General features: G+C 49.7%; 16 protein-coding genes. 14 read left to right on the top strand and 2 right to left on the bottom strand.

The genetic code is table 11. The features are described 5' to 3' along the window. Positions 1 to 152 precede the first annotated feature (152 nt). The 5 genes from C8U37_RS10755 (at position 153) to C8U37_RS10735 (ending at position 6140) form a co-directional block, all read left to right on the top strand. Positions 153 to 770 (top strand): trimeric intracellular cation channel family protein, encoded by a 618-nt coding sequence (locus C8U37_RS10755; protein ID WP_108033230.1) that lies wholly within the window; start codon positions 153 to 155, stop codon positions 768 to 770. A 134-nt stretch (positions 771 to 904) separates the two neighbouring features. Continuing rightward, complete coding sequence (locus C8U37_RS10750) at positions 905 to 1807, top strand: MurR/RpiR family transcriptional regulator (RefSeq protein WP_108033229.1); 903 nt, start codon at positions 905 to 907, stop codon at positions 1805 to 1807. 208 nt (positions 1808 to 2015) lie between these two features. Then, positions 2016 to 3878, top strand: a complete 1863-nt coding sequence (locus tag C8U37_RS10745; protein WP_108033228.1) for a beta-glucoside-specific PTS transporter subunit IIABC — start codon at positions 2016 to 2018, stop codon at positions 3876 to 3878. Between the two features lie 16 nt (positions 3879 to 3894). Continuing rightward, on the top strand, positions 3895 to 5301 hold the full coding sequence (locus C8U37_RS10740) for a glycoside hydrolase family 1 protein (protein ID WP_108033227.1): 1407 nt from the start codon (positions 3895 to 3897) through the stop codon (positions 5299 to 5301). Positions 5302 to 5357: 56 nt separating this feature from the next. Beyond that, positions 5358 to 6140 (top strand): sulfite exporter TauE/SafE family protein, encoded by a 783-nt coding sequence (locus C8U37_RS10735; RefSeq protein WP_108033226.1) that lies wholly within the window; start codon positions 5358 to 5360, stop codon positions 6138 to 6140. Between the two features lie 89 nt (positions 6141 to 6229). Here C8U37_RS10735 and C8U37_RS10730 read toward each other — a convergent pair whose 3' ends face one another. Then, positions 6230 to 6988, bottom strand: coding sequence for an MBL fold metallo-hydrolase (locus C8U37_RS10730; RefSeq protein ID WP_108033225.1), 759 nt, complete (start codon positions 6986 to 6988; stop codon positions 6230 to 6232). 118 nt (positions 6989 to 7106) lie between these two features. On the opposite strand from C8U37_RS10730, the gene C8U37_RS10725 reads away from it, so the two are divergent. From C8U37_RS10725 to galE, 4 genes are all read left to right on the top strand, one after another. After that, positions 7107 to 7514 carry an Lrp/AsnC family transcriptional regulator gene (locus C8U37_RS10725; RefSeq protein WP_108033224.1) on the top strand — a complete coding sequence of 136 codons (408 nt, stop codon included), beginning with the start codon at positions 7107 to 7109 and terminating at the stop codon, positions 7512 to 7514. Between the two features lie 212 nt (positions 7515 to 7726). Next, complete coding sequence (locus C8U37_RS10720; RefSeq protein WP_108033223.1) at positions 7727 to 8890, top strand: galactokinase; 1164 nt, start codon at positions 7727 to 7729, stop codon at positions 8888 to 8890. Between the two features lie 12 nt (positions 8891 to 8902). Then, positions 8903 to 10408 carry a UDP-glucose--hexose-1-phosphate uridylyltransferase gene (galT, locus tag C8U37_RS10715; protein ID WP_108033222.1) on the top strand — a complete coding sequence of 502 codons (1506 nt, stop codon included), beginning with the start codon at positions 8903 to 8905 and terminating at the stop codon, positions 10406 to 10408. Positions 10409 to 10436: 28 nt separating this feature from the next. Beyond that, entirely contained in the window at positions 10437 to 11447 is a 1011-nt protein-coding gene (gene galE, locus C8U37_RS10710; protein ID WP_108033221.1) for a UDP-glucose 4-epimerase GalE, read from the top strand. A 551-nt stretch (positions 11448 to 11998) separates the two neighbouring features. On the opposite strand, the gene C8U37_RS10705 is transcribed toward galE, so the two are convergent. After that, positions 11999 to 12955: a helix-turn-helix domain-containing protein gene (locus C8U37_RS10705; protein ID WP_108033220.1), complete on the bottom strand. Its 957-nt coding sequence runs from the start codon at positions 12953 to 12955 to the stop codon at positions 11999 to 12001. Between the two features lie 117 nt (positions 12956 to 13072). Here C8U37_RS10705 and rhaB point away from each other — a divergent pair, with 117 nt between their 5' ends. The 5 genes from rhaB to metE all read left to right on the top strand — a co-directional run bounded on the left by rhaB (position 13073) and on the right by metE (position 20601). Further along, a complete protein-coding gene (rhaB, locus tag C8U37_RS10700) occupies positions 13073 to 14521 on the top strand; it encodes a rhamnulokinase (protein WP_108033219.1) in 1449 nt (482 codons plus the stop codon). Between the two features lie 4 nt (positions 14522 to 14525). Further along, on the top strand, positions 14526 to 15782 hold the full coding sequence (locus C8U37_RS10695; RefSeq protein ID WP_108033218.1) for an L-rhamnose isomerase: 1257 nt from the start codon (positions 14526 to 14528) through the stop codon (positions 15780 to 15782). A gap of 10 nt (positions 15783 to 15792) precedes the next feature. Beyond that, complete coding sequence (rhaD, locus tag C8U37_RS10690) at positions 15793 to 16617, top strand: rhamnulose-1-phosphate aldolase (protein WP_211306196.1); 825 nt, start codon at positions 15793 to 15795, stop codon at positions 16615 to 16617. A gap of 27 nt (positions 16618 to 16644) precedes the next feature. Then, entirely contained in the window at positions 16645 to 17802 is a 1158-nt protein-coding gene (locus C8U37_RS10685) for an iron-containing alcohol dehydrogenase (RefSeq protein WP_108033216.1), read from the top strand. Positions 17803 to 18321: 519 nt separating this feature from the next. Further along, a complete protein-coding gene (metE, locus tag C8U37_RS10680; protein WP_108033215.1) occupies positions 18322 to 20601 on the top strand; it encodes a 5-methyltetrahydropteroyltriglutamate--homocysteine S-methyltransferase in 2280 nt (759 codons plus the stop codon). Positions 20602 to 20827: the final 226 nt, after the last annotated feature.

Genomic DNA, 20827 nt, shown 5'->3' with positions numbered 1-20827 from the left:
GCAGGCGGAAGTCGCAGAATAGGTTTGTGCAAATAAACCAAAAATAGATGGAAATAAGAATGCAAAGCCCTACCAGCTTCGCATTCTTTTGCGTTATACTTTTTGCGGAACACAATATTTCAGAGCACTATTATTAGGGGGGATAAAATAAAATGGCATTCATTTCAATTGTGGAGATTATCGGCACTATCGCCTTTGCGATGTCAGGGGCATTGACCGCGATCGAGAAAGAACTTGATTATTACGGGATTGCGATTTTCGCGGTAACGACTTCAGTCGGCGGTGGTATCGTCAGGGATCTGCTGATCGATCGCCCTTTGCCGGCATCGTTGGAAAATCCTGTTTATGCACTCATCAGCCTGCTTTCGGCCGGTTTCGTCATCCTTTTCTATCGGCACTTCAACAAATTGGCGAAGATGCTGCAATATTTTGATGCGATCGGTCTCGGGGCTTTTACCGCCATCGGGGCCGAAGTGGCAGTGCGGACGGGCTTCCAGCAGTGGTATGTCGTGGTGACTTTGGCGGTGTTGACAGGAACCGGCGGCGGCCTCATCCGCGATGTGTTCGCCCGAGAAATCCCTTATGTATTCCGTAAAGAGGTCTATGCTATGGCTTCGATTTTTGGTGCCATACTTTATATCGTCGTATTCAAGTTGGCCGGCAGCCAAGTGGCGCTCTATAGCTGCTTTTTGGCGACAGTCTTGATCCGGGTTTATTGCATGGAGAAGGATGTGCATCTGCTGAGGGTCGGGAAAGTCACACTTCAATAGAGCAGAAAGCGTAAAGGACTATTGTGGGCTATCGTAGCCGATTGTTGTATAATCGAAGTGAAGCCTAAACAAGGATCCAACTGATGGAATCGGGTGACTAGGCAAAATCTGCACCGAATGGAGTGCTTACGGCTATGTTGATCACAGAACGTCTGAAAGAGCAGAAGGATTTTTCCAAAGTGGATACCGTCATCGCCGATTATTTTCTCAATGAGGACAACGAGTGGGCTGAAAAGAGTCTGCGCCAAATCGCGCAATTGCTTTTCGTTTCGCCGTCCTCGGTTGTTCGCCTCTGCCAAAAAATCGGGTTTGAGGGATTCCTTGATTTCAGGGCCGCCTATCTGCATGAATTAGACTACCTCTCCTCCGACTTCGGGGAAATCGACATCAATTATCCGTTCGACATGAAGGACCGGAATACGAAAATCAGTGGTAAGCTGAAAAATCTCTACATTGAGACGATCGAGGATACTTTTTCATTGCTGAGCCACGATGCGCTTGCACAGGCGGAAGGCTTATTGGTGAAGGCTGATGACATCTACATCTGTTCGGCGGGGGCGCCGTCTGATTTGGCGCGTGTCTTCCAAGAAAAGATGGTCAAAATCGGTAAAAATGTGATTATCGATAATCGGCTGGATATGTTGTTCTATCAGGCTTGCTATGCCAAGGAGGACAGTGTTTTTCTCTTCATCTCCTATTCCGGTGAAACCGAGACGCTGATCCGGATTGCCCATAAGCTTAAGGAACGTAAGCTGCAGTCGATTGCACTGACATCCTACGGCGGTAACAGTTTGAGCGACCTAGCGACGGTGACATTGTACCTTTCGACCCATGAGAGCCTTGTGCACAATATCGGCAACTTTTCGTTGTTCCCATCCGTGCTTTTCCTATTGGATGTTCTTTACGCAAACGTCTTCAGCCGGAATTATGAAAAGCATCTGGCGGACAAAATCAAATACACCAAAGAGTACGAAAAACGAAGAAAGTCCTATAATCCGCTGCTTTCGGGCGGAGAGAAGAATAAGGACTCCAACTAATTGAAACACCTCCAATTTCCAGGAAAGTCACCGGAAATTGGAGGTGTTTTTGTGTCGGTCCCTTTCTTTTTGGAACACCATTCCAAAAAGAAAGGGCTTTAACCAGCGGATTCCGGAACACTGTGCATAAACACTTCTGGTTGATTGTTCCAAGGTTTTGAAAGCGTTACGATATACCCGTAAAGAAGATTCAGGAGGAGGAACGAAAATGGATTACTCACAATTGGCAAAAGCAATCGTCGAAAAAGTGGGCGGAAAAGATAATATCACAGGTTTGACGCACTGTGTAACAAGACTGCGTTTCAATCTGGCGGATGAAACAAAAGCGGATACTGAGGGATTGAAGAAGATGGAAGGGATCATCGGCGTTATCCAAAAAGGCGGTCAATATCAGGTTGTCGTTGGTAATGATGTCAAGTTCATCTATCAAGCAGTCATGAAAAATGAAAAGCTGGACTTTGATGGGGTGCAGGCAGCACCAGCAGATGAAGAAAAACGCAGCGTAATCGCTAAGGTACTGGATACGATTTCGGGCATATTTGTGCCGATCGTACCAATGCTGGCGGGAGCCGGGATGTTGAAGGCACTGCTTTCTGTTCTTGTCTTGGCTAAGCTGGTGGACCCGGCATCGCAGACATTTGTGATTCTCAACTTCATGGGCGATGCCGGCTTTTATTTCCTGCCGGTCATCCTGGCCGCATCGGCTGCGCGTAAATTCAATGTCAATCCATACATTGCAATGGCCATTGGTGGAATCTTGCTGCACCCGACCTTTACCGGAATGGTGGCGGGCGCCAGGGAAGCCGGAACCGGCATCGATTTGTTTGGGATGCCGGTCAGATTGAGCACCTACGGAAACTCAGTCGTTCCGATTATCCTGGCAATCTGGTTCATGTCCTATGTGGAACCTTTCGTTGATCGGGTGATTCCGAAGAGTCTGCGGCTGGTGTTGGCGCCATTGTTCACGATGTTGATTGTGGGATTGGCTACGTTGGTTGTGCTGGGGCCTTTGGGGAACTACTTGGGCGAAGGTATCGGAATCCTGATCGCATACGTGAATACTTACGCGAGCTGGCTTGTACCGATGCTTGTTGGAGCTTTTACGCCACTGATGGTCATGACGGGCATGCATTATGGGCTGATTCCGATTGGGATCAACATGCTGGCTTCCTCTGGCTATGACACTGTTGCCGGACCGGGGATGACCGTATCGAATATCGCCCAGGGTGGAGCATCGTTGGCGGTGGCCTTCAAAGCGAAGGATGCCAATATAAAACGTTTGGCTTCCTCCGTGTGGCTTACGGCTGTGCTAGGCATCACGGAGCCTGCCTTGTACGGGATCAACCTGCGCTACAAACGACCTTTGATTTCTGCGATGATCGGTGGCGGTGCAGCCGGTCTGTTCATCGGCATTTTCGGAGTACGCAGGTTTGCCCAAGTGGCGCCGGGTCTGTTGTCGCTGCCGGCCTTCATCGGACCGGACGGACTGGCCAACTTCTACTACATTGTAATAGGCTGTGTGATTGCTTTTGCCGTGTCATTCGTGGTCCAGTACATCTGGGGAATTGAGGAAGAAACGCCTACTATTGAAACGGAAACTGTTCCTGTGCTTCCGACTGAGGAATCGCTGACAGCGCCGTTGTCCGGCACTGTGATCAAATTGGCCGATGTTGCCGATGAAGTGTTCGCTTCCGGAATGATGGGTTCAGGCGCCGCAATCATCCCGAGCGAAGGCAAGGTTTACGCACCGGCTGACGCTACCGTGACCGTGCTGCTGGATACCAAACATGCTATCGGGCTGCGCACGGATGCTGGAGCGGAGATCCTCATCCACGTCGGTATGGATACTGTGGAACTGGGCGGAAAATATTTCGAAGCTCATGTCGCAAAAGAACAACATGTAACGAAAGGGACATTACTGCTCAGCTTCGATGCAGAAAAAATCAAAGCAGCAGGCTATGACATCACCACGCCAATCGTCGTGACGAACGCAGCCGAATATCCTGAATTTGTTCACGAAGCTGCTGGGACGGTTGCGGCAGGAGAAGTGTTCCTTACATTGAAAAAATAAGAATGGAGTGCAAAAAATGGGATTTCCGGATAATTTTCTATGGGGCGGCGCAACAGCCGCCAACCAAATCGAAGGTGCATATTTGGAGGAGGGCAAAGGCTTGAGCACAGCCGATATGATGACTGCAGGCAGTCCGACTCTGAAAAGGGCCATCACTTCGGTAATCGAATCGGATCGGTACTATCCCACGCATGAAGCCATCGACCATTACCACCGTTTCGAAGAGGATATCGCGCTTTTCGCCGAAATGGGATTCAAGTGCTATCGTTTCTCGATTGCCTGGTCCCGGATCTTTCCGCAAGGGGATGAAACGGAGCCGAATGCGAAAGGACTGGCTTTTTACGACAGGCTTATCGATCTTTGCCTGGAAAATGACATCGAACCGTTGGTGACCATTTCCCACTTCGAGAATCCGATGGGGCTGCAGAAATACGGTTCATGGGAAAATCGTAAGGTGGTCGATTTTTACCTTCGCTATGCGGAGACGTTGTTCGAGCACTTCAAAGGAAGAGTCCGCTATTGGCTGACATTTAACGAAATCAACGTGATGTCGACGATGCCGTGGAATGCCGGGGGAATTGCTTCATCGGACGAAGCGGTCAAAATGACGGCGGCCTATCATCAGTTCATCGCCAGTGCTTTGGCAGTGAAGGCGGGACATGAAATAGATTTGGACAACAAAATCGGGACGATGTATGCCGGCCACTTCTCCTATCCGAACAGCTGCGACCCGGACGATATCCAAGGAAACGAGGATTTCATGCACAAAATGCTGTTCTATCCGGATGTGCAGTGCCGGGGTTATTACCCGAACTACAAATTGAAGGAGTTGGAACGCCAGCACATCACGCTGCCGGTGTTGCCGGCTGATGCGGAGATCCTGAAAGCCGGCGTTGTCGATTTTGTCTCCTTCAGCTACTACATGACCCACGTCTGCGGGAAAAACACAACCGGCATTCTGCGGGGCCTGAATGGTCTGGAGACGGGCTACAAAAATCCGCACATCGAAAGATCCGCATGGGGCTGGGGCATCGATCCGAAGGGCTTGCGTTATGCCTTGAACTACTTATATGACCGTTATCAGTTACCGGTGATGGTTGTGGAAAACGGACTCGGAGCAGCGGATACGGTTGTCGACGGAAAAATCCATGACGATTACCGCATCGACTACCTGCGCCAACACATCAGCGAAATGAGAAAGGCCATCGACTTGGACGGTGTACCGGTCATGGGCTACACTTCCTGGGGACCGATCGATCTGATTTCAGCCAGTACGGGGGAAATGAGCAAGCGTTACGGTTTCATTTACGTGGATGTGGATGATGAAGGGAACGGCACTAAGCAACGCATCAAAAAAGATTCTTTCGCATGGTATAAGCAAGTGATTGCGACCAATGGCGAAGACTTGGATTGGAAAGAATAATAAAGACTTAAGAGGTTGGGGCTGACACTCCAGCCTCTATTGAGGAGTGTGGGGAAATGATCTATATATTATATGCGATGGTTGTGTTCATCGCTTCGATGACGGGGTCCTTGGCCGGTCTGGGCGGAGGCGTGATCATCAAACAATTGCTGGACGTCATCGGCTACCATAACGCGGTCGAAATCGGCTTCTACGCATCGGTCGCCATCTTCGTCATGGGGATTGTGGCGATCGGAAAACTATACCGCAACGGATTCGCGTTCGATACCAAAATCGTTTCGCTTGTCTCCATCGGCTCGCTTGTCGGGGGTTACTTGGGCCAAATGGCGTTCATGACGCTGATCAACAGTACTGGAGAAGGCTATGTGAAGGCAATCCAGGCGGTTTTGTTGGCTATCACGCTCGTTTTGATCCTGTATTACGAAAGAAGGAAGGACAAAATCCGGCACTACCAGGTGAAACAGCCTTTATTGATTTTTGCGGTCGGCTTGTTCCTGGGTGGGTTCTCTGTCTTTCTCGGTATCGGCGGAGGCCCGCTGAATGTGACGTTGATGGTGTTGCTGTTCTCCTTCACGATCAAGGAAGCGATCAGCTATTCGATAGCGACCGTGTTCTTTTCGCAGATTTCGAAGCTGGGCAGCATTGTGCTCGCGGGTGAACTGGGGAACTATTCCTTGACATTCATGATTGTCATCGGGATCGCATCGGTGGTCGGCGGATACGTGGGGACCGCTCTGAATCAGAAATTGTCGAACAAAAGCGTCTCGATCATCTTTCAGGTCTTGGTCCTGTTGCTGTTGTTCGTGAGTTTTTACAATACGTACATGGGCTTGCGCTGATTCTGTCATGACGCATGAAAAAAGGCTAAGCATTTCGAATGCTTGGCCTTTTTTCGTGCACTTCATCAGGTCTTGTTGGAGTTTGGAAATCAAAAGCTGTAAGTTTCCCCATCTTCAGGTACCAACACCTGTTTTTCAAGGTTATTTGCTTGCAGAAAAGCCCGTAATTCCTGCCGGGAAAGTGTCCAGTGATTGACGGCCTCCATATGGCTTGTGAGTATGGTTGCGTTCGGTGCCGCTGCGGCTGTTTTTTGAACATCCTCTTTGCCCATCACGAGCGATCCGCCTTGCAGGAATTGATTGTCCCCGGCATTCACGACGATGACTGCAGGCGCGTGTGCCTGGATATTTTGTTCAACGGCAGGATACCAAACCGTATCCCCAGCTATATAGAGGGTCTTTTCTGATGTATGTTTGAATACAACGCCACAGACAGATCCTGCGATGGCAAGGATGTCACCACGACCGTGTTCTCCTGCTGTTTTGACCAGTTGGATTCCCTCAAAACTGGAGTCGCTGTCAAGCACACTGACCTGAGTGAAACCTTGTTTTTTAATTTCTGCAGCATCAGCTTCATTTTGAGTGAACAGCGGGATGTCTTTAGGTAAGGTGTAGGCTGCTGTTTCATCCCAATGATCGAGATGCAGATGCGTCACGATGACGGCATCTGCAACGACCACCTCTTCCAATGGAATCGGTAAATCAACCAGTGGATTCTTTTGTTCTTGACGCAGAGAATTAGGAAAAGCCGCATACGTTCCTTTTTCAGCCAAGAACGGATCGACCAGAAAACGGACTCCAGCATACTCCACTGTTAGTGTGGCATTTCTGATTTGTTGTATCTTCATGAATTTATTCCCCCTTTGTTTGGTAGTTCCATGATACACTAGCAAAGATAGGAAGGGACACACTCTGAATCAAGTGTTTCCACCCAAATGCTTGATTTTTGAAAGGATGTTTTGACGTATGGATCAGACCGATTGCAACATCATACAGATTCTTGAGGTAAACAGCCGCATCACTATGAAAGAACTGGGCGAAAAGGTTCACCTGACGGGCCAGGCTGTGGCAGCAAGGGTGACCAAGTTGGAAGAAGAAGGCATCGTAGAGGGCTACACAATCCAATTAAATGAAGGGAAGCGAGGCTATCCTGTTCACGCGTTCCTGACAATCTATATGGAAAAAATTTCTCACAGTCCGTATTTGGATTTTGTAAGGGAAAATGAACAGATAATCCGGAACCACTATAAAATCAGCGGGGAAGGCTGCTATCTGATGGAGTGTCGGTTCAAATCCAATGAACATCTGAATTCTTTTTTGGAGTCTTTAAATCGCTACGCCAACTATAAACTTACGCTTGTGATCGCAAACTGATTACAGCACGACAATACCGTAAAGATAGGATTAAGAGCCTATCTTTGCGTTTTTTTTTCAGAAATTAAGAAGCGAGAGCGCTTTGAAAGCGCTGTAAAACCACTTGACACTTCTTTGTTGTGGGGTTATAATTCATTTAGTTAATATTTAGTAAAAATAATAAGTAAACATTTATCAGAAGTGAAACCAAAAACAAAAAGGAGCGGATGAAGATGGAATTGACAGGATTGAAGCACAAATTTGAGGAACTATTCGGCAAAAAAGACTACACAGCATTTTTCGCACCGGGACGGATTAATCTGATCGGCGAGCATACAGACTACAACGGCGGGAATGTTTTTCCATGCGCTATTACGTTAGGGACTTATGCTGTTGCGGCAACAAATGATCTGAAGCAAGTGCGCCTCTACTCGGAAAACTTCCCGGAAGCCGGCGTTATCAGCTTCGATTTGGCCGATTTGGATCATAAAAAAGCGGACAGCTGGGCCAACTATCCTAAAGGTATGCTGCGCTACTTGAAGGAAGCCGGTCACGCCATCTCGGAAGGTATGGATATGGTCATCTTCGGAAATATCCCGAACGGCTCGGGCCTGTCGTCATCCGCATCCCTTGAGCTGTTGATGGGTGTCGTTTTGGACAATCTGTTCAATCTGAACGCAGAACGTTTGGAACTGATCAAAACCGGCAAGCGCGTGGAGAACGAGTTCATCGGTGTGAACAGCGGCATCATGGATCAGTTCGCAGTAGGGATGGGCGAGGAAAACAAAGCCATCCTGCTGGACTGCAACACGCTGGAATATGAAATGGTACCTGTTGAGTTGGGCAATCACGCAATCGTCATCATGAATACGAAAAAACGCCGCGAATTAGTCGACTCCAAGTACAACGAACGCCGCAGCGAATGCGAAGAAGCGTTAGCGAAACTGCAGACGGTTGTATCAATCGGCAGCCTGGGCGAACTCGATGAAGAAACGTTCGAAAAGGCGAAAGCGGTTCTGGAGAGCGATGTGCTGTACCGCCGCGCGCGTCATGCAGTCACGGAAAACCAGCGCACGCTGAAAGCAAAAGCGGCGTTGCAAGCTGGAGAATTGGAGGCATTCGGCCAACTGATGAACCAGTCGCACATTTCGTTGCGCGACGACTATGAAGTGACCGGGATCGAATTGGATACATTGGTTCAAGCCGCATGGGATCAACCGGGTGTGTTGGGAGCGCGTATGACCGGAGCAGGATTCGGCGGCTGCGCGATTGCGATCGTCGAAAAAGAGGCGATTCCTGCCTTCATCGAAAATGTCGGGAAGACCTACGAAGCAGCGATCGGTTATCCGGCAGAATTCTACATCGCCGAAATCAGCGATGGCGCAAAACGGTTATAAGGAGCGATTGGCATGACGATAAATGAGACAGCGTATGCGATCGACCAAGTTATTGTCGATTTCGTGGAAACAGGCATCGCAAACGGGGAAACGGATGCGACGGACAGAATTGTGCTGCGGAATCTGCTGTTGGCGATGGTCGGCAAGGAAGATTTGGATACAAGCCTGACGCCGACCCAAGTGTTGCCTGAGCGATTGGATTTGTTGGATCTGTTGGTTGATTGGGCGGTCGCAAATGGGAAAATCGCGGATTATCAATATGCGAGGGAAACCCTGGAGGCGCAGATCATGTCTTTGATCACACCGATGCCTTCCGTCATCAACAAGTATTTCTGGGAACTCTATGCAGAAAATCCGGAAGCGGCAACTGACTATTTCTATGAACTAAGTCAAAATAATGACTACATCAAAACCCGGAGCATCGCCAAAAATATCGCTTTTCAGCACCAGACCGATTACGGCAATCTGGAAATCACAATCAACTTGTCCAAACCGGAAAAGGATCCGAAGCAAATCGCCTTGGCGAAGAATGCACCTGCATCAGCTTATCCAGCTTGCCAACTCTGTATGGAAAATGAAGGCTATGCCGGACGGATCGATCATCCGGCCCGCGCCAACCACCGCATTGTCCGCATGCCGTTGAACGGCGAGAAGTGGGGACTGCAATACTCGCCTTATGCTTATTATGAGGAGCACTGCATCTTTTTGGCCGAGGAACATAAGCCGATGAAATTGAACAAGCAGACTTTCGACAAGTTGCTCGGGATCATCACGCAATTTCCGCACTATTTCGTCGGATCGAATGCGGATCTGCCAATCGTAGGCGGATCGATCCTATCGCACGATCATTATCAGGGTGGCAGGCACACCTTTGCGATGGCGGAGGCACCGGTCGAGTTGGCATTTGAAATGAGCCGATTCGCTTCGATTCAGGCAGGCATCGTCAAGTGGCCGATGTCCGTCATCCGGCTTTCGGGGAAAGATTCGGAAGAATTGGCTGAGGCGGCGGATTTCGTTCTGGAGGCATGGCGGGGGTACTCGGATGAATCAGCCGACATCTTGGCGGCGACCGATGGCACTCCGCACAACACGATCACGCCGATCGCGCGCATGAAGGACGGGCTGTTCGAACTGGATCTGGTGCTGCGGAACAACCGGACTTCACCGGAATTTCCGGATGGCATTTTCCATCCGCATCCGGACGTGCAGAACATCAAAAAAGAGAACATCGGCCTGATCGAAGTGATGGGTCTGGCGATTTTGCCGCCACGTCTGAAGGATGAATTGATGGAAATCGAAAATTACCTTAACGGAGAAAATGCAGAAATCGCTCCTTATCATCAGGAGTGGGTTGCAGGTTTGGTGGACAAAAAAGGGCGGACCGGCGCCGATGCTGCGGAAGTGGTGCAGGAAGCGGTAAGCGAAGCCTTTTTGCGGGTGCTGGAGGATGCCGGTGTGTTCAAACGCACCCCTGAAGGCCAACAAGCGTTCCGCCGTTTCGTCGAACAGTTGCATTGAACTTTAGCATGAAAGTGGAGGAGATAAAATGTCAGTATTAGTGACTGGAGGCGCCGGTTATATCGGCAGCCATACGGTAGTGGAATTATTGAATGCAGGCCAGGAAGTGGTCATCGTCGACAACTATTCGAACAGCAAACCGGAAGTGTTGAATCGGATCGAAACAATCACGGGCAAAGCACCGACTTTCTATGAAGTGGATGTGTTGGACCGCGAAGCTTTGGACGCCGTTTTCGAAAAAGAGGAGATCGACTCGGTCATCCATTTCGCGGGCTACAAAGCAGTAGGGGAATCCGTCGCCAAACCGATCGAATATTACCACAACAACATCACGAGCTCTTTGGTGTTGTGCGATGTGATGCGCAACCATGGTGTCAAGAAAATCGTCTTCAGCTCTTCGGCAACGGTGTACGGCATGAATAACGTGTCGCCGCTGACGGAAGACATGCCGACAAGCGCAACGAATCCTTACGGCTACACGAAGGTCATGATTGAACAGATCCTGCAGGATATCGCAGTTTCTGATTCCGAATGGAGCATCGCGCTGTTGCGCTACTTCAACCCGATCGGTGCGCATGAGTCCGGCTTGATCGGCGAAGACCCGACCGGCATCCCGAACAATCTGATGCCTTATATCACGCAAGTGGCGGTCGGCAAATTGCCGCGCTTGAGCGTATTCGGTGATAATTACGATACACCGGATGGCACAGGCGTACGCGACTACATCCATGTCGTCGACTTGGCTTTAGGCCACATCAAGGCTTTGGACAAAATCAAGGAAACAGAAGGCGTTGGCATCTACAACCTCGGTACCGGCGTCGGCTACAGCGTCTTGGATTTGGTGCATAACTTCGAGGAAGCCAATAGCGTCGAGATCCCCTACGTGATTGTCGACAGACGCCCTGGTGATGTCGCGACTTGCTACGCGGATGCGACGAAGGCGAAGGAAGAACTGGGTTGGACCGCCGAGAAGACATTGGCAGACATGTGCCGTGATTCCTGGAATTGGCAAAAAAACAATCCGAACGGCTATGAATAATTACTTGTTTTAAGGAAGTAGCCGTCTCGAAAAAAACGAGACGGCTACTCTATCTGGTGTTTCTGAGCATTTGCGGTGCGGAGACCTGAGAGAACCCGCATCTGTCGGCTGAACGGATACCGAAGATCGCAAAACACCCGACAGAACGCACTTCTGTCGGGCGTACGCCCAGGACGGATACCAGAACTGCCGAGAGAACCTGTATCTGTCAGCTGTTCGGTATTCATAGTCATTCCAACAACCGACAACCAGGTATTCAGTTAGCTAAAAAAAGAAGAAGCCATCTCATTTCATTTTGAGATGGCTATTTTCTTTGCTTTATTATTTTGAAACAAATAGTTTTTACCCGGGGTTGTCCGATAACCGCGAAGAATCGGACAACCAGCAAGCAATCGTCCCTGTAGTTGTCCGATAACCACGAAGAATCGGACAACCGGCAAGCGTCGTCCCATGGAGTTGTCCGATAACCGCGGAAAATCGGACAACCAGGCAGCGTCAGCCCTTGAGTTTGTCCGATAACCGCAAAGAATCGGACAACCGGCGAGCATACGTTATTTTTTTCGCACTTCCGATGGCAGGCAATGGAACCTGTTTTTATAGCACGTATAGAAATAGGTCTTGTTCGAGAAGCCGACTTCGGTCAGGATCGTCTGGATCGGAATTTCGGTGGATTCGATCAGCAGGTTGGCCTTCAGCAGCCGCTTCTCGTTCAGAAGTTCTGTGAACGTCTGGCCGCTGCGCTTTTTGATCATGTTGCTCAAGTAATTTTTGTTGAAGTTCAGCCGTTTGGACGCCGCATCCAAGGTGAGGGTCGTGAACTCGGTATCGATCAGTTGGAGGACCTCGTAAAAGGGGTCCTTTTTGCTGAACGTTTCGCTGTATTCGAGCGGTAGGGAGCGCGCCAATTCATAGAGCAGGATCGGCAGATAACTGCTGATGATCTTTCCGGAAAAGACCTTAGGGAAGAAATACTCGTCGGCCATATTGTTGATGATCTGCTTGATGTGCTCGTTCTGTTCGTTGCGGAACAGGATGAAATTGGCGGCATGCGTGTCCAACGGGTTGTTCGTCAGCAAAATTTTGTAGAGGATGCTGTCGTTGTGGTTCATTTCCATCAGCCAATTGATCGAGATGCTTTTGTTGTTGAAGAGGATGTTCAAAAGCAGATCGTCCTTGCCGAGCGCCTCGATGGAATGCGCGCTGCCGGTGTCCATCAGCAGGATATCGCCTTCCTTCAGCAGATAAGGAATACCGTTGATGATTTGGCGGCATTCGCCTTTGACGATGTAATTGAGCTCCAGAAATTGGTGCGAGTGCTCCGGGTAGGCGGCGTAGCGGTTGTGCTTGCTGATGTAGATGTCCTTGTTTTCGAAAAACAGATGCTCCTTGATCTTGGGCGCCCGGGTCGCCTCCCCCTCCAGCTCCGGAAGATCGGGCACGAATTTATGCCGCTTTTTCTGCTCCTTTTCGATGACAGATTCTTTCGATAACAATGCGATCAGATCCATCGGAACACCTCCTGTATATTTGGTACTCACAACTCATTCAGTGACATTGTAGCATAAATCCAGAAGTTGTTTAATAGTAATGTAAACAATTACAAGACGGAGGTGTGAAATAAGTAAATGAAGTACTATGCGATGATAGATATCGGAGCCTCCAGCGGGCGGATCATGCTGGCGGAAATAGACAATATGCATATGGCGTTGCAGGAAGTGCATCGTTTCAAAAATGGCTTCAGCCGCATCGACGGATCGGACAGATGGGATATCGAAACCATTTTCCAGGAAATATTGACTGGGCTTTCAAAATTGAAGGCGCTCGGCGTGACGGAATGCCATCTCGGAATCGATACATGGGCGGTCGACTACTGCTTGATCGGAACGGACGGCCAGTTGCTGCAGCTCCCGATCAGCTACCGTGATGAACGCACGAAAGATACAATGGAAAAAGTGGCTCAAAAAATCGGCAAAGAGACGATCTACGCCAAAACGGGCATCCAATTCCTGAACTTCAATACCCTGTATCAGCTGTATGAAGAGGACAAGGACTTGTTGGCAAAGACGGAAAAAATCCTGATGATACCGGATTATCTGGCTTACAAGTTGACCGGGGAAATGGTCGGCGAAGTGACCAACGTATCCTCTTCGCAGATGCTGAATCTTGAAACCGGGGAATTCGATGCCGACCTGCTTGAACTTGTCGGCATCCCGAGAGAGAAATTCCCGGAACTTGTTGCACCCGGTACGAAAATCGGCGATGTGAAGGCCGAGCTAACGGAAAGCTATGGCCTGCCGAAAATCGAAGTGATCGCTGCGGCGACGCATGACACGGCATCCGCCATCGTTGGCGTGCCGGCATTGGGAGGGAAATGGGCCTACCTCAGCAGCGGCACTTGGTCCTTGATCGGGGTCGAAAAAGAAGCACCGATAAACGACCGTCCCGCCTATGAAGCAAACTTTACGAATGAGTGGGGCGCGTACGGTACCTATCGTTTCCTGAAGAACATCACGGGCATGTGGTTCGTGCAGGAAATCGCGCGTAACCTCAATTATCAACACTCCTACGGCGAAATGGCGCAGATGGCTTATGTCGTCGAACCGTTCCTGCAATACGTCGACCTGAACGATCCGCGCTTCCTCAATCCGGAAAACATGATCGCGGAAATCCAAGCCTATTGCCGCGAACGGGGCGAAATCGTCCCGGAAACGACCGGTGAATTGGTGATGTGCGTGTACAGCAATCTGGCTTTGGCCTATGCGCATGAACTGAAGAAAGTCGAGCAACTGACGCATGAAACGATTGACGTGTTGCACATCGTCGGCGGCGGAGCGAACGTCAAACTCCTGAATCAGCTGACTGCCGATGTCACCGGGAAACTGGTCGTAGCCGGACCGACCGAAGGCACCGCAATCGGAAATCTGCTCGTGCAGATGATCGCGTCTGGAGATTTCGCTGACTTGGCGGAGGCCAGGAAATGGCTGCGCACCCAGATCCACGTCGAAGAATACCCACCAAACCCGATCGCAGACCGGGAGCATCTAAAAAAATATGAAGAAAAGATTGGAGTATAGACAGATGACACAACCTATCGAAGAAGCCTACACACTAGCAAAACAGAAATACGCCGCTATCGGTGTCGACACAGATGCAGTACTTGAGAAATTAAGCCAAATCAAGGTTTCCTTGCAATGCTGGCAAGGGGACGACGTATTGGGATTCATGTTCCCTGATCAAGCCTTGACCGGCGGGATTTCCGTCAGCGGCAACTACCCGGGAAAAGCAACGACGCCAGCGCAACTGCGTGCCGACTTGGATAAAGCCTTGAGCCTGATCCCCGGCAACCATAAAGTGAATCTGCATGCCATCTACGTCGATACGGACGAAAAGATCGACTTGGATCAGATCGAACCGAAGCACTACGAAAAATGGGTAGAATGGGCAAAAGAAAAAGGTCTTGGCCTGGACTTCAACCCGACTTGCTTCTCCCATCCGAAATCAACGGACGGCACGTTGTCCAGCAACGACCCTGAAACGCAAGCATTCTGGATCGAGCACGTGAAACGCAGCCGCAAAGTAGCCGCTTATTTCGGCGAAGAACTGAACCAAACGTGCGTGAACAACATCTGGATTCCGGATGGCTACAAAGACAACCCAATCGACAAAATGTCGCCGCGTGTGCGCCTGCGTGATGCGTTGGATCAATGTTTGGAAGAAAAATTCGATGATGCGCATATGTTGGATGCAGTAGAAGGCAAACTTTTCGGCATCGGTGCAGAAAGCTTCACGACCGGTTCCAACGATTTCTACCTTTCCTATGCTTTGACAAGAGATATCCTGTGGACAATCGACGCTGGGCATTTCCATCCGACCGAGGATGTTTCCGATAAATTCACAGCCTTCCTACCGTTCGGTAAAGGCTTGATGCTGCACGTGAGCCGTCCGATCCGTTGGGATTCCGACCATGTCGTGATCTTGGATGAAGCGACTACCCGCATCGGCGAAACGTTGGTGCGCAACGACTTGTTGGACAAAACGTTCATCGGCATGGACTTCTTTGATGCAACGATCAACCGTGTCGCAGCGATGGTCATCGGCGCGCGCAGCACGTTGAAATCCTTGTTGTTGGGCATGTTGAGCCCAATCGATACATTGAAGGTTGCCGAAAGCAACCGAGACTTCACAACGCGTTTGGCAGTTACCGAAGAAATGAAATCTTATCCATTCGGCGCTATCTGGGACTACTATTGCCAACAACAAAATGTTCCGGCTGGTACGGAATGGCTGACTGAAGTAAAAAACTACGAACAAAAAATTCTGACGGAACGCAAATAAGGGGGAAACCATCAAAATGAAAAACATTTTAGAAGCACCATTCATCAAAGAAGTCATGCTGTTGACGGACGTCATGTACAAATTCGGCTGGCACGAAAGAAACAGCGGCAACTTGTCCTACTTGCTGAAAGAAGAGGAAATCACGGAATATCTGGATCTGAACGAAGTGAAACGCAACATTCCAATCGCTTTCGACGGAAAAGCTTTGGCCGGGAAATATTTCCTGGTCACCGGAACAGGGAAATTCTTCAAAAACGTCATCCATGACCCGGCTGATGTCTTGGGAATCCTGAAAGTAACTGCGGAAGGCAATAGCGTAGACTTGTTATGGGGATACGAAAATGGAGCGGCTCCTACCAGCGAATTGCCTGCACATTTGATGTCGCACATTTCGCGTCTGTCGGTCGATCCGGAAAACCGTGTCGTTTATCACTGCCACGCCACCAACCTGTTGGCGATGTCCTTCTCTTGCGAGTTGGATGAAAGAAGCTTCACGCGCATCCTTTGGAAAATGTGTACCGAGTCATTGGTCGTGTTCCCAGAAGGCGTGGGCATCCTTCCTTGGCTGATGCCTGGAACGAACGAAATCGGCGAAGCGACTGCTGAGAAGATGAAGGAATACCGTCTGATCGTATGGCCGCACCACGGTTTGTACGCAGCCGGAAAAGACTTGGAAGAGTGCTTCGGTTTGGTCGAAACGGCTGAAAAATCAGCAACCGTCTACACACTGGTGCAATCGCAAGGCGGCATCCGTCAGGAAATCACCGATGAGCAACTGAGCAATTTGGGCAAACGTTTCTCTGTAACCCCAAGAGCGGGCTACTTGAATATCTAATTTTTTATCAAAAGGGGATAATGGAAAATGGCAACTTTTTATGTACCGGCAATAAACCTTATCGGAAAAGGCTGCATCAAGGAAATGGGCGGCTATGTGAAGGATCTGGGTTACAAGAAAGCTTTGTTTGTAACGGATAACTTTTTGGCTAAAAGTGAAATGATCGACGTTGTCTTGGCTGAATTGGACCGCGCGGCGATCGACTATGTGATCTATGCAGATGTTGATCCGAACCCGACCTGCAAAAACGTCAATGAAGGCGTGGCGATGGCACAAGCAGAAGACTGCGACTTCATCATTTCCTTCGGCGGCGGCTCTCCGCAGGATGCAGCGAGCGCCATCAGCATCATCCTGACGAACGGCGGCAAACCGCAGGATTACGAAGGCTTGCACAAATCCGCAAAAGCCGGCTTGCCGGTTGTGGCGATCAACACGACTGCCGGAACGTCCGCTGAAATCACGATCAACTACGTCATCACCGATGAAGAGCGCAAAGTGAAGATGGTAATGGTCGACAAAAATAGCTTGGCGAAGATTTCCGTGAACGATCCTGAATTGATGCTGACGATGCCGAAAGCATTGACGGCAGCGACTGGGATGGACGCGCTGACCCATGCGATCGAATCGATGGTAACACCTGGCGCTTATGCGGTGACGGAAGTATTGGCTGCCGGAGCGATCGAATTGATCCGCGAATATTTGCCGAAAGCTGTAGAAAACGGCACGGATCTGGATGCGCGCGACCAGATGGTCAATGCCATCTTCTTGGGCGGAATGGCCTTCAACAATGCCGGCCTTGGCTATGTGCATTCGATGGCCCACCAATTGGGTGCCGTCTACCACTTGCCGCACGGCGTCTGCTGCGCAATGCTGTTGCCGATCGTAGAGGCTGAAAATGCCAAATTCGCACCTGAACGCTTCCGTAAAGTTGCGAAAGCTTTAGGGATGGCCGTTACGGATGAAGTATCCGATCAAGCTTGCGCGGATTACACGGTTGAAGAAATCAAACGCTTGTCCAAAGTCGTCGGTATTCCAACATCATTGAATGAACTGGGAATCAAAGAAGAGGAATTCGACTATGACTACCTGTCTAAAAATGCCATGATCGATGCTTGCGCACCGGGAAATCCATTCACTCCGACATTGGAAGAAACGATTGCAATGTACAAAAAATTGTTCCAATAATCCAAAGCTGAGCCACAAAAACGACTTTTTCAAAAAAACAGATAATCCGAATTTGTCCAAAAATAAGGTTATCCAACTGAAAATACACACCTAGGGGCTGTCTTGTAATGAGATAGCCCCTTCTTTGCGCCCACTGACCGGAGAAGTGCGTGTAATACTTGTAATCCGTCCCCAGCTCCGGTGAACGGTCTGCTCACCGGAGCACACCGGTAACAATCGGACTTAACTCCGATGAAGCCACCTTCATCGGAGAACGGAAACGAAATGTGTCCTGAACTCCGGCGAAGCCTCCGTTCGCCGGAGAAGAGCGTCGAGAGATCCCCCAACTTGAATGGGTACCCTAATATTATAGTATTTATCTATAACTGCGTATACTTATTAAGTGTTATCCTATATCCCGTTTCCGTGGCATACTGGAACAACCTTCTGATGAAAGATGATCAGCAAACAGCGGAATAAGTTGTCGGCATGTTTAATGTTTTTGCAGCAGGAACCAAAAAATGAAATGGAGGAATCAAAATGAACAGTTCACTAATCGGTTTTCCAAGGGTTGGCAAGTTGCGCGAATTGAAGTTCGCATCCGAAAAATATTTCAAGCAAGAAATTTCAACAGAAGAGTTGGAGCAAGTCGCAAAGGGTCTGCGGGAAATGCACTGGAATCTGCAGCAGGCTGCCGGCATCAGCCACATCCCTTCGAACGATTTTTCATATTACGATAACGTGCTGGATCTGACGGTCCTGTTGAACGCGCTGCCTGAAAACTACAGACAGCTCGGGTTGAGCGAGCGGGACACTTATTTTGCGGCCGCACGCGGGTATCAGGGCGAAGCGGGCGACGTCAAAGCCTTGGCGATGAAGAAATGGTTCAACACCAATTATCATTATTTGGTTCCGGAGCTGTTCGACGATACCGAAATCAAATTGGCGGGCAGCAAGCCTTTCGATGAATATGAAGAAGCCAAACAGATCGGTGTGCTGACGAAACCGGTCATCATCGGTGGATTCACTTTCCTGAAACTGGCTAAATATAAAGGCTCAAAAACGATAAACGATTTTGCGGAAGATGTGGCGAATGCCTATATCGCAATCCTTGATCGCTTCAATGAACAAGGTGTGGAGTGGGTGCAATTCGATGAACCGAGTCTGGTCACCGATCTATCCGAAGACGATGTGGCGCTGTTTGCTTCCCTTTACGAAAAGGTTCTGGCGCATAAAGGCAACGTGAAAGTGTTGCTGCAGACATACTTCGGGGATGTCAGGGACAGCTATGAAGAAGTGATCGGGCTCGATTTCGACGGCATCGGCCTTGACTTCATTGAAGGCAAGCAGACCGTGGAACTTTTAGAAAGACATGGCTTTCCGGCTGATAAGACGCTGTTTGCCGGCGTATTGAACGGAAAAAACATCTGGAAGAGCGACTACAAAAAAGTCATCGAGTTGGTCAACGGGCTGGAAAAGTTCAGCAAAGACATCGTCATCAGCACTTCCTGTTCATTACTGCATGTTCCCTACACGCTGGAAAATGAAACGAATCTGGCGCAAGAAGTATCTCAGTATTTCGCGTTCGCGAAGGAAAAACTCCAGGAAATCAAGGAACTGACGGAATTGATCGGAACTTCCGGTCATTATGAAGAAAACGAAAACTATCTGGCGAATCAACAAGTCTTTTCAGCGGACCGGGTGTACGAAGACAAGCATGTGCAAGCGTCCGTGGCAAGCTTGACGGAAAGAGATTTTGTCAGAAACGTTCCGAGAAAAAAACGCAGAGCGATCCAAAAGGAGAGGCTGCAACTGGGGCTGTTACCGACAACGACGATCGGTTCTTTCCCGCAGACGAGGGAAGTGAAGCAGAACCGCAGCAAATACCGAAAGGGCGACATCAGCAGAGCCGAATATGATGAAAACATCAAAGGCTTCATCAAAGAATGCATCGATCTGCAGGAGGAACTAGGATTGGATGTGCTGGTCCACGGCGAATCCGAGCGCAATGACATGGTGGAATTCTTCGGCGAAAACTTGGCGGGGTACGTATTTACCGAAAAAGCCTGGGTGCAGTCATACGGAACAAGATGCGTCAAGCCGCCGATCATCTTCGGCGATATCCGACGCGAAAAGCCGATCACTGTTTTCTATTCGGAATATGCGCAGAGTCTTTCCGACAAACCGGTCAAAGGGATGCTCACGGGCCCGGTGACGATCTTGAATTGGTCGTTCCCGCGTGAGGACATTTCGCTGAAGGAGATGGCTTTCCAGATCGGTTTGGCGATCCGTGAAGAGGTTCAGGACTTGGAAGAAGCGGGCATCAAGATCATCCAGATCGATGAAGCGGCTCTGAAGGAGAAGTTGCCGATCCGCAGAGAAGAGTGGGCGAGCGAGTACCTTGACTGGGCCATCCCGGCGTTCCGCCTCTGCCACAGCGGTGTGCGGCCGGAGACGCAGGTGCATACGCATATGTGCTACAGCGAATTCGAAGAGATCGTCAAGGATATCGATAATATGGATGCGGATGTCATTTCATTCGAAGCCTCCCGTTCCAAACTGACGATCATCGATGCCCTGAAGGCGAACCATTTCGAAACCGAAGTCGGACCTGGCGTTTACGACATCCATTCGCCGCGCGTGCCGAGTGTCGATGAGATGGTTGCGGTGTTGAAGAATGCGTTGACGAAGATAGACGAAGAAAACCTATGGATCAATCCGGACTGCGGGTTGAAAACCAGAGGCATCAAAGAAACGAGAGAAAGCCTGGCGAATCTCGTGGCGGCGGCGCAAATAATCAAAGACGCAGTCTCGGTCTGAAAGGTGGTGACGGCTGATGAAAATCGAGTCCAAATTCCAAAAGAAAAAACCGGTGCTTTCCTTCGAAATCTATCCGCCGAAGGAAAACACGGATTGTCCGCTGACCGGAGCTGAGCAGCCTGCGCGGCGGTGTCCTCCGGCGAGGGAGTGCTCCCCGGAGGACGACGGTGACTCGCGGGATCCACTTCCGACGAAGCCGTGCTCATCGGAGGACAGAGCTTAAATG

It is taken from the genome of Trichococcus patagoniensis (assembly GCF_003051085.1).
Taxonomy (GTDB): domain Bacteria; phylum Bacillota; class Bacilli; order Lactobacillales; family Aerococcaceae; genus Trichococcus; species Trichococcus patagoniensis.
Note: the sequence above shows the minus strand (reverse complement) of the source record. Positions and strands in the feature narration are given on the sequence as shown.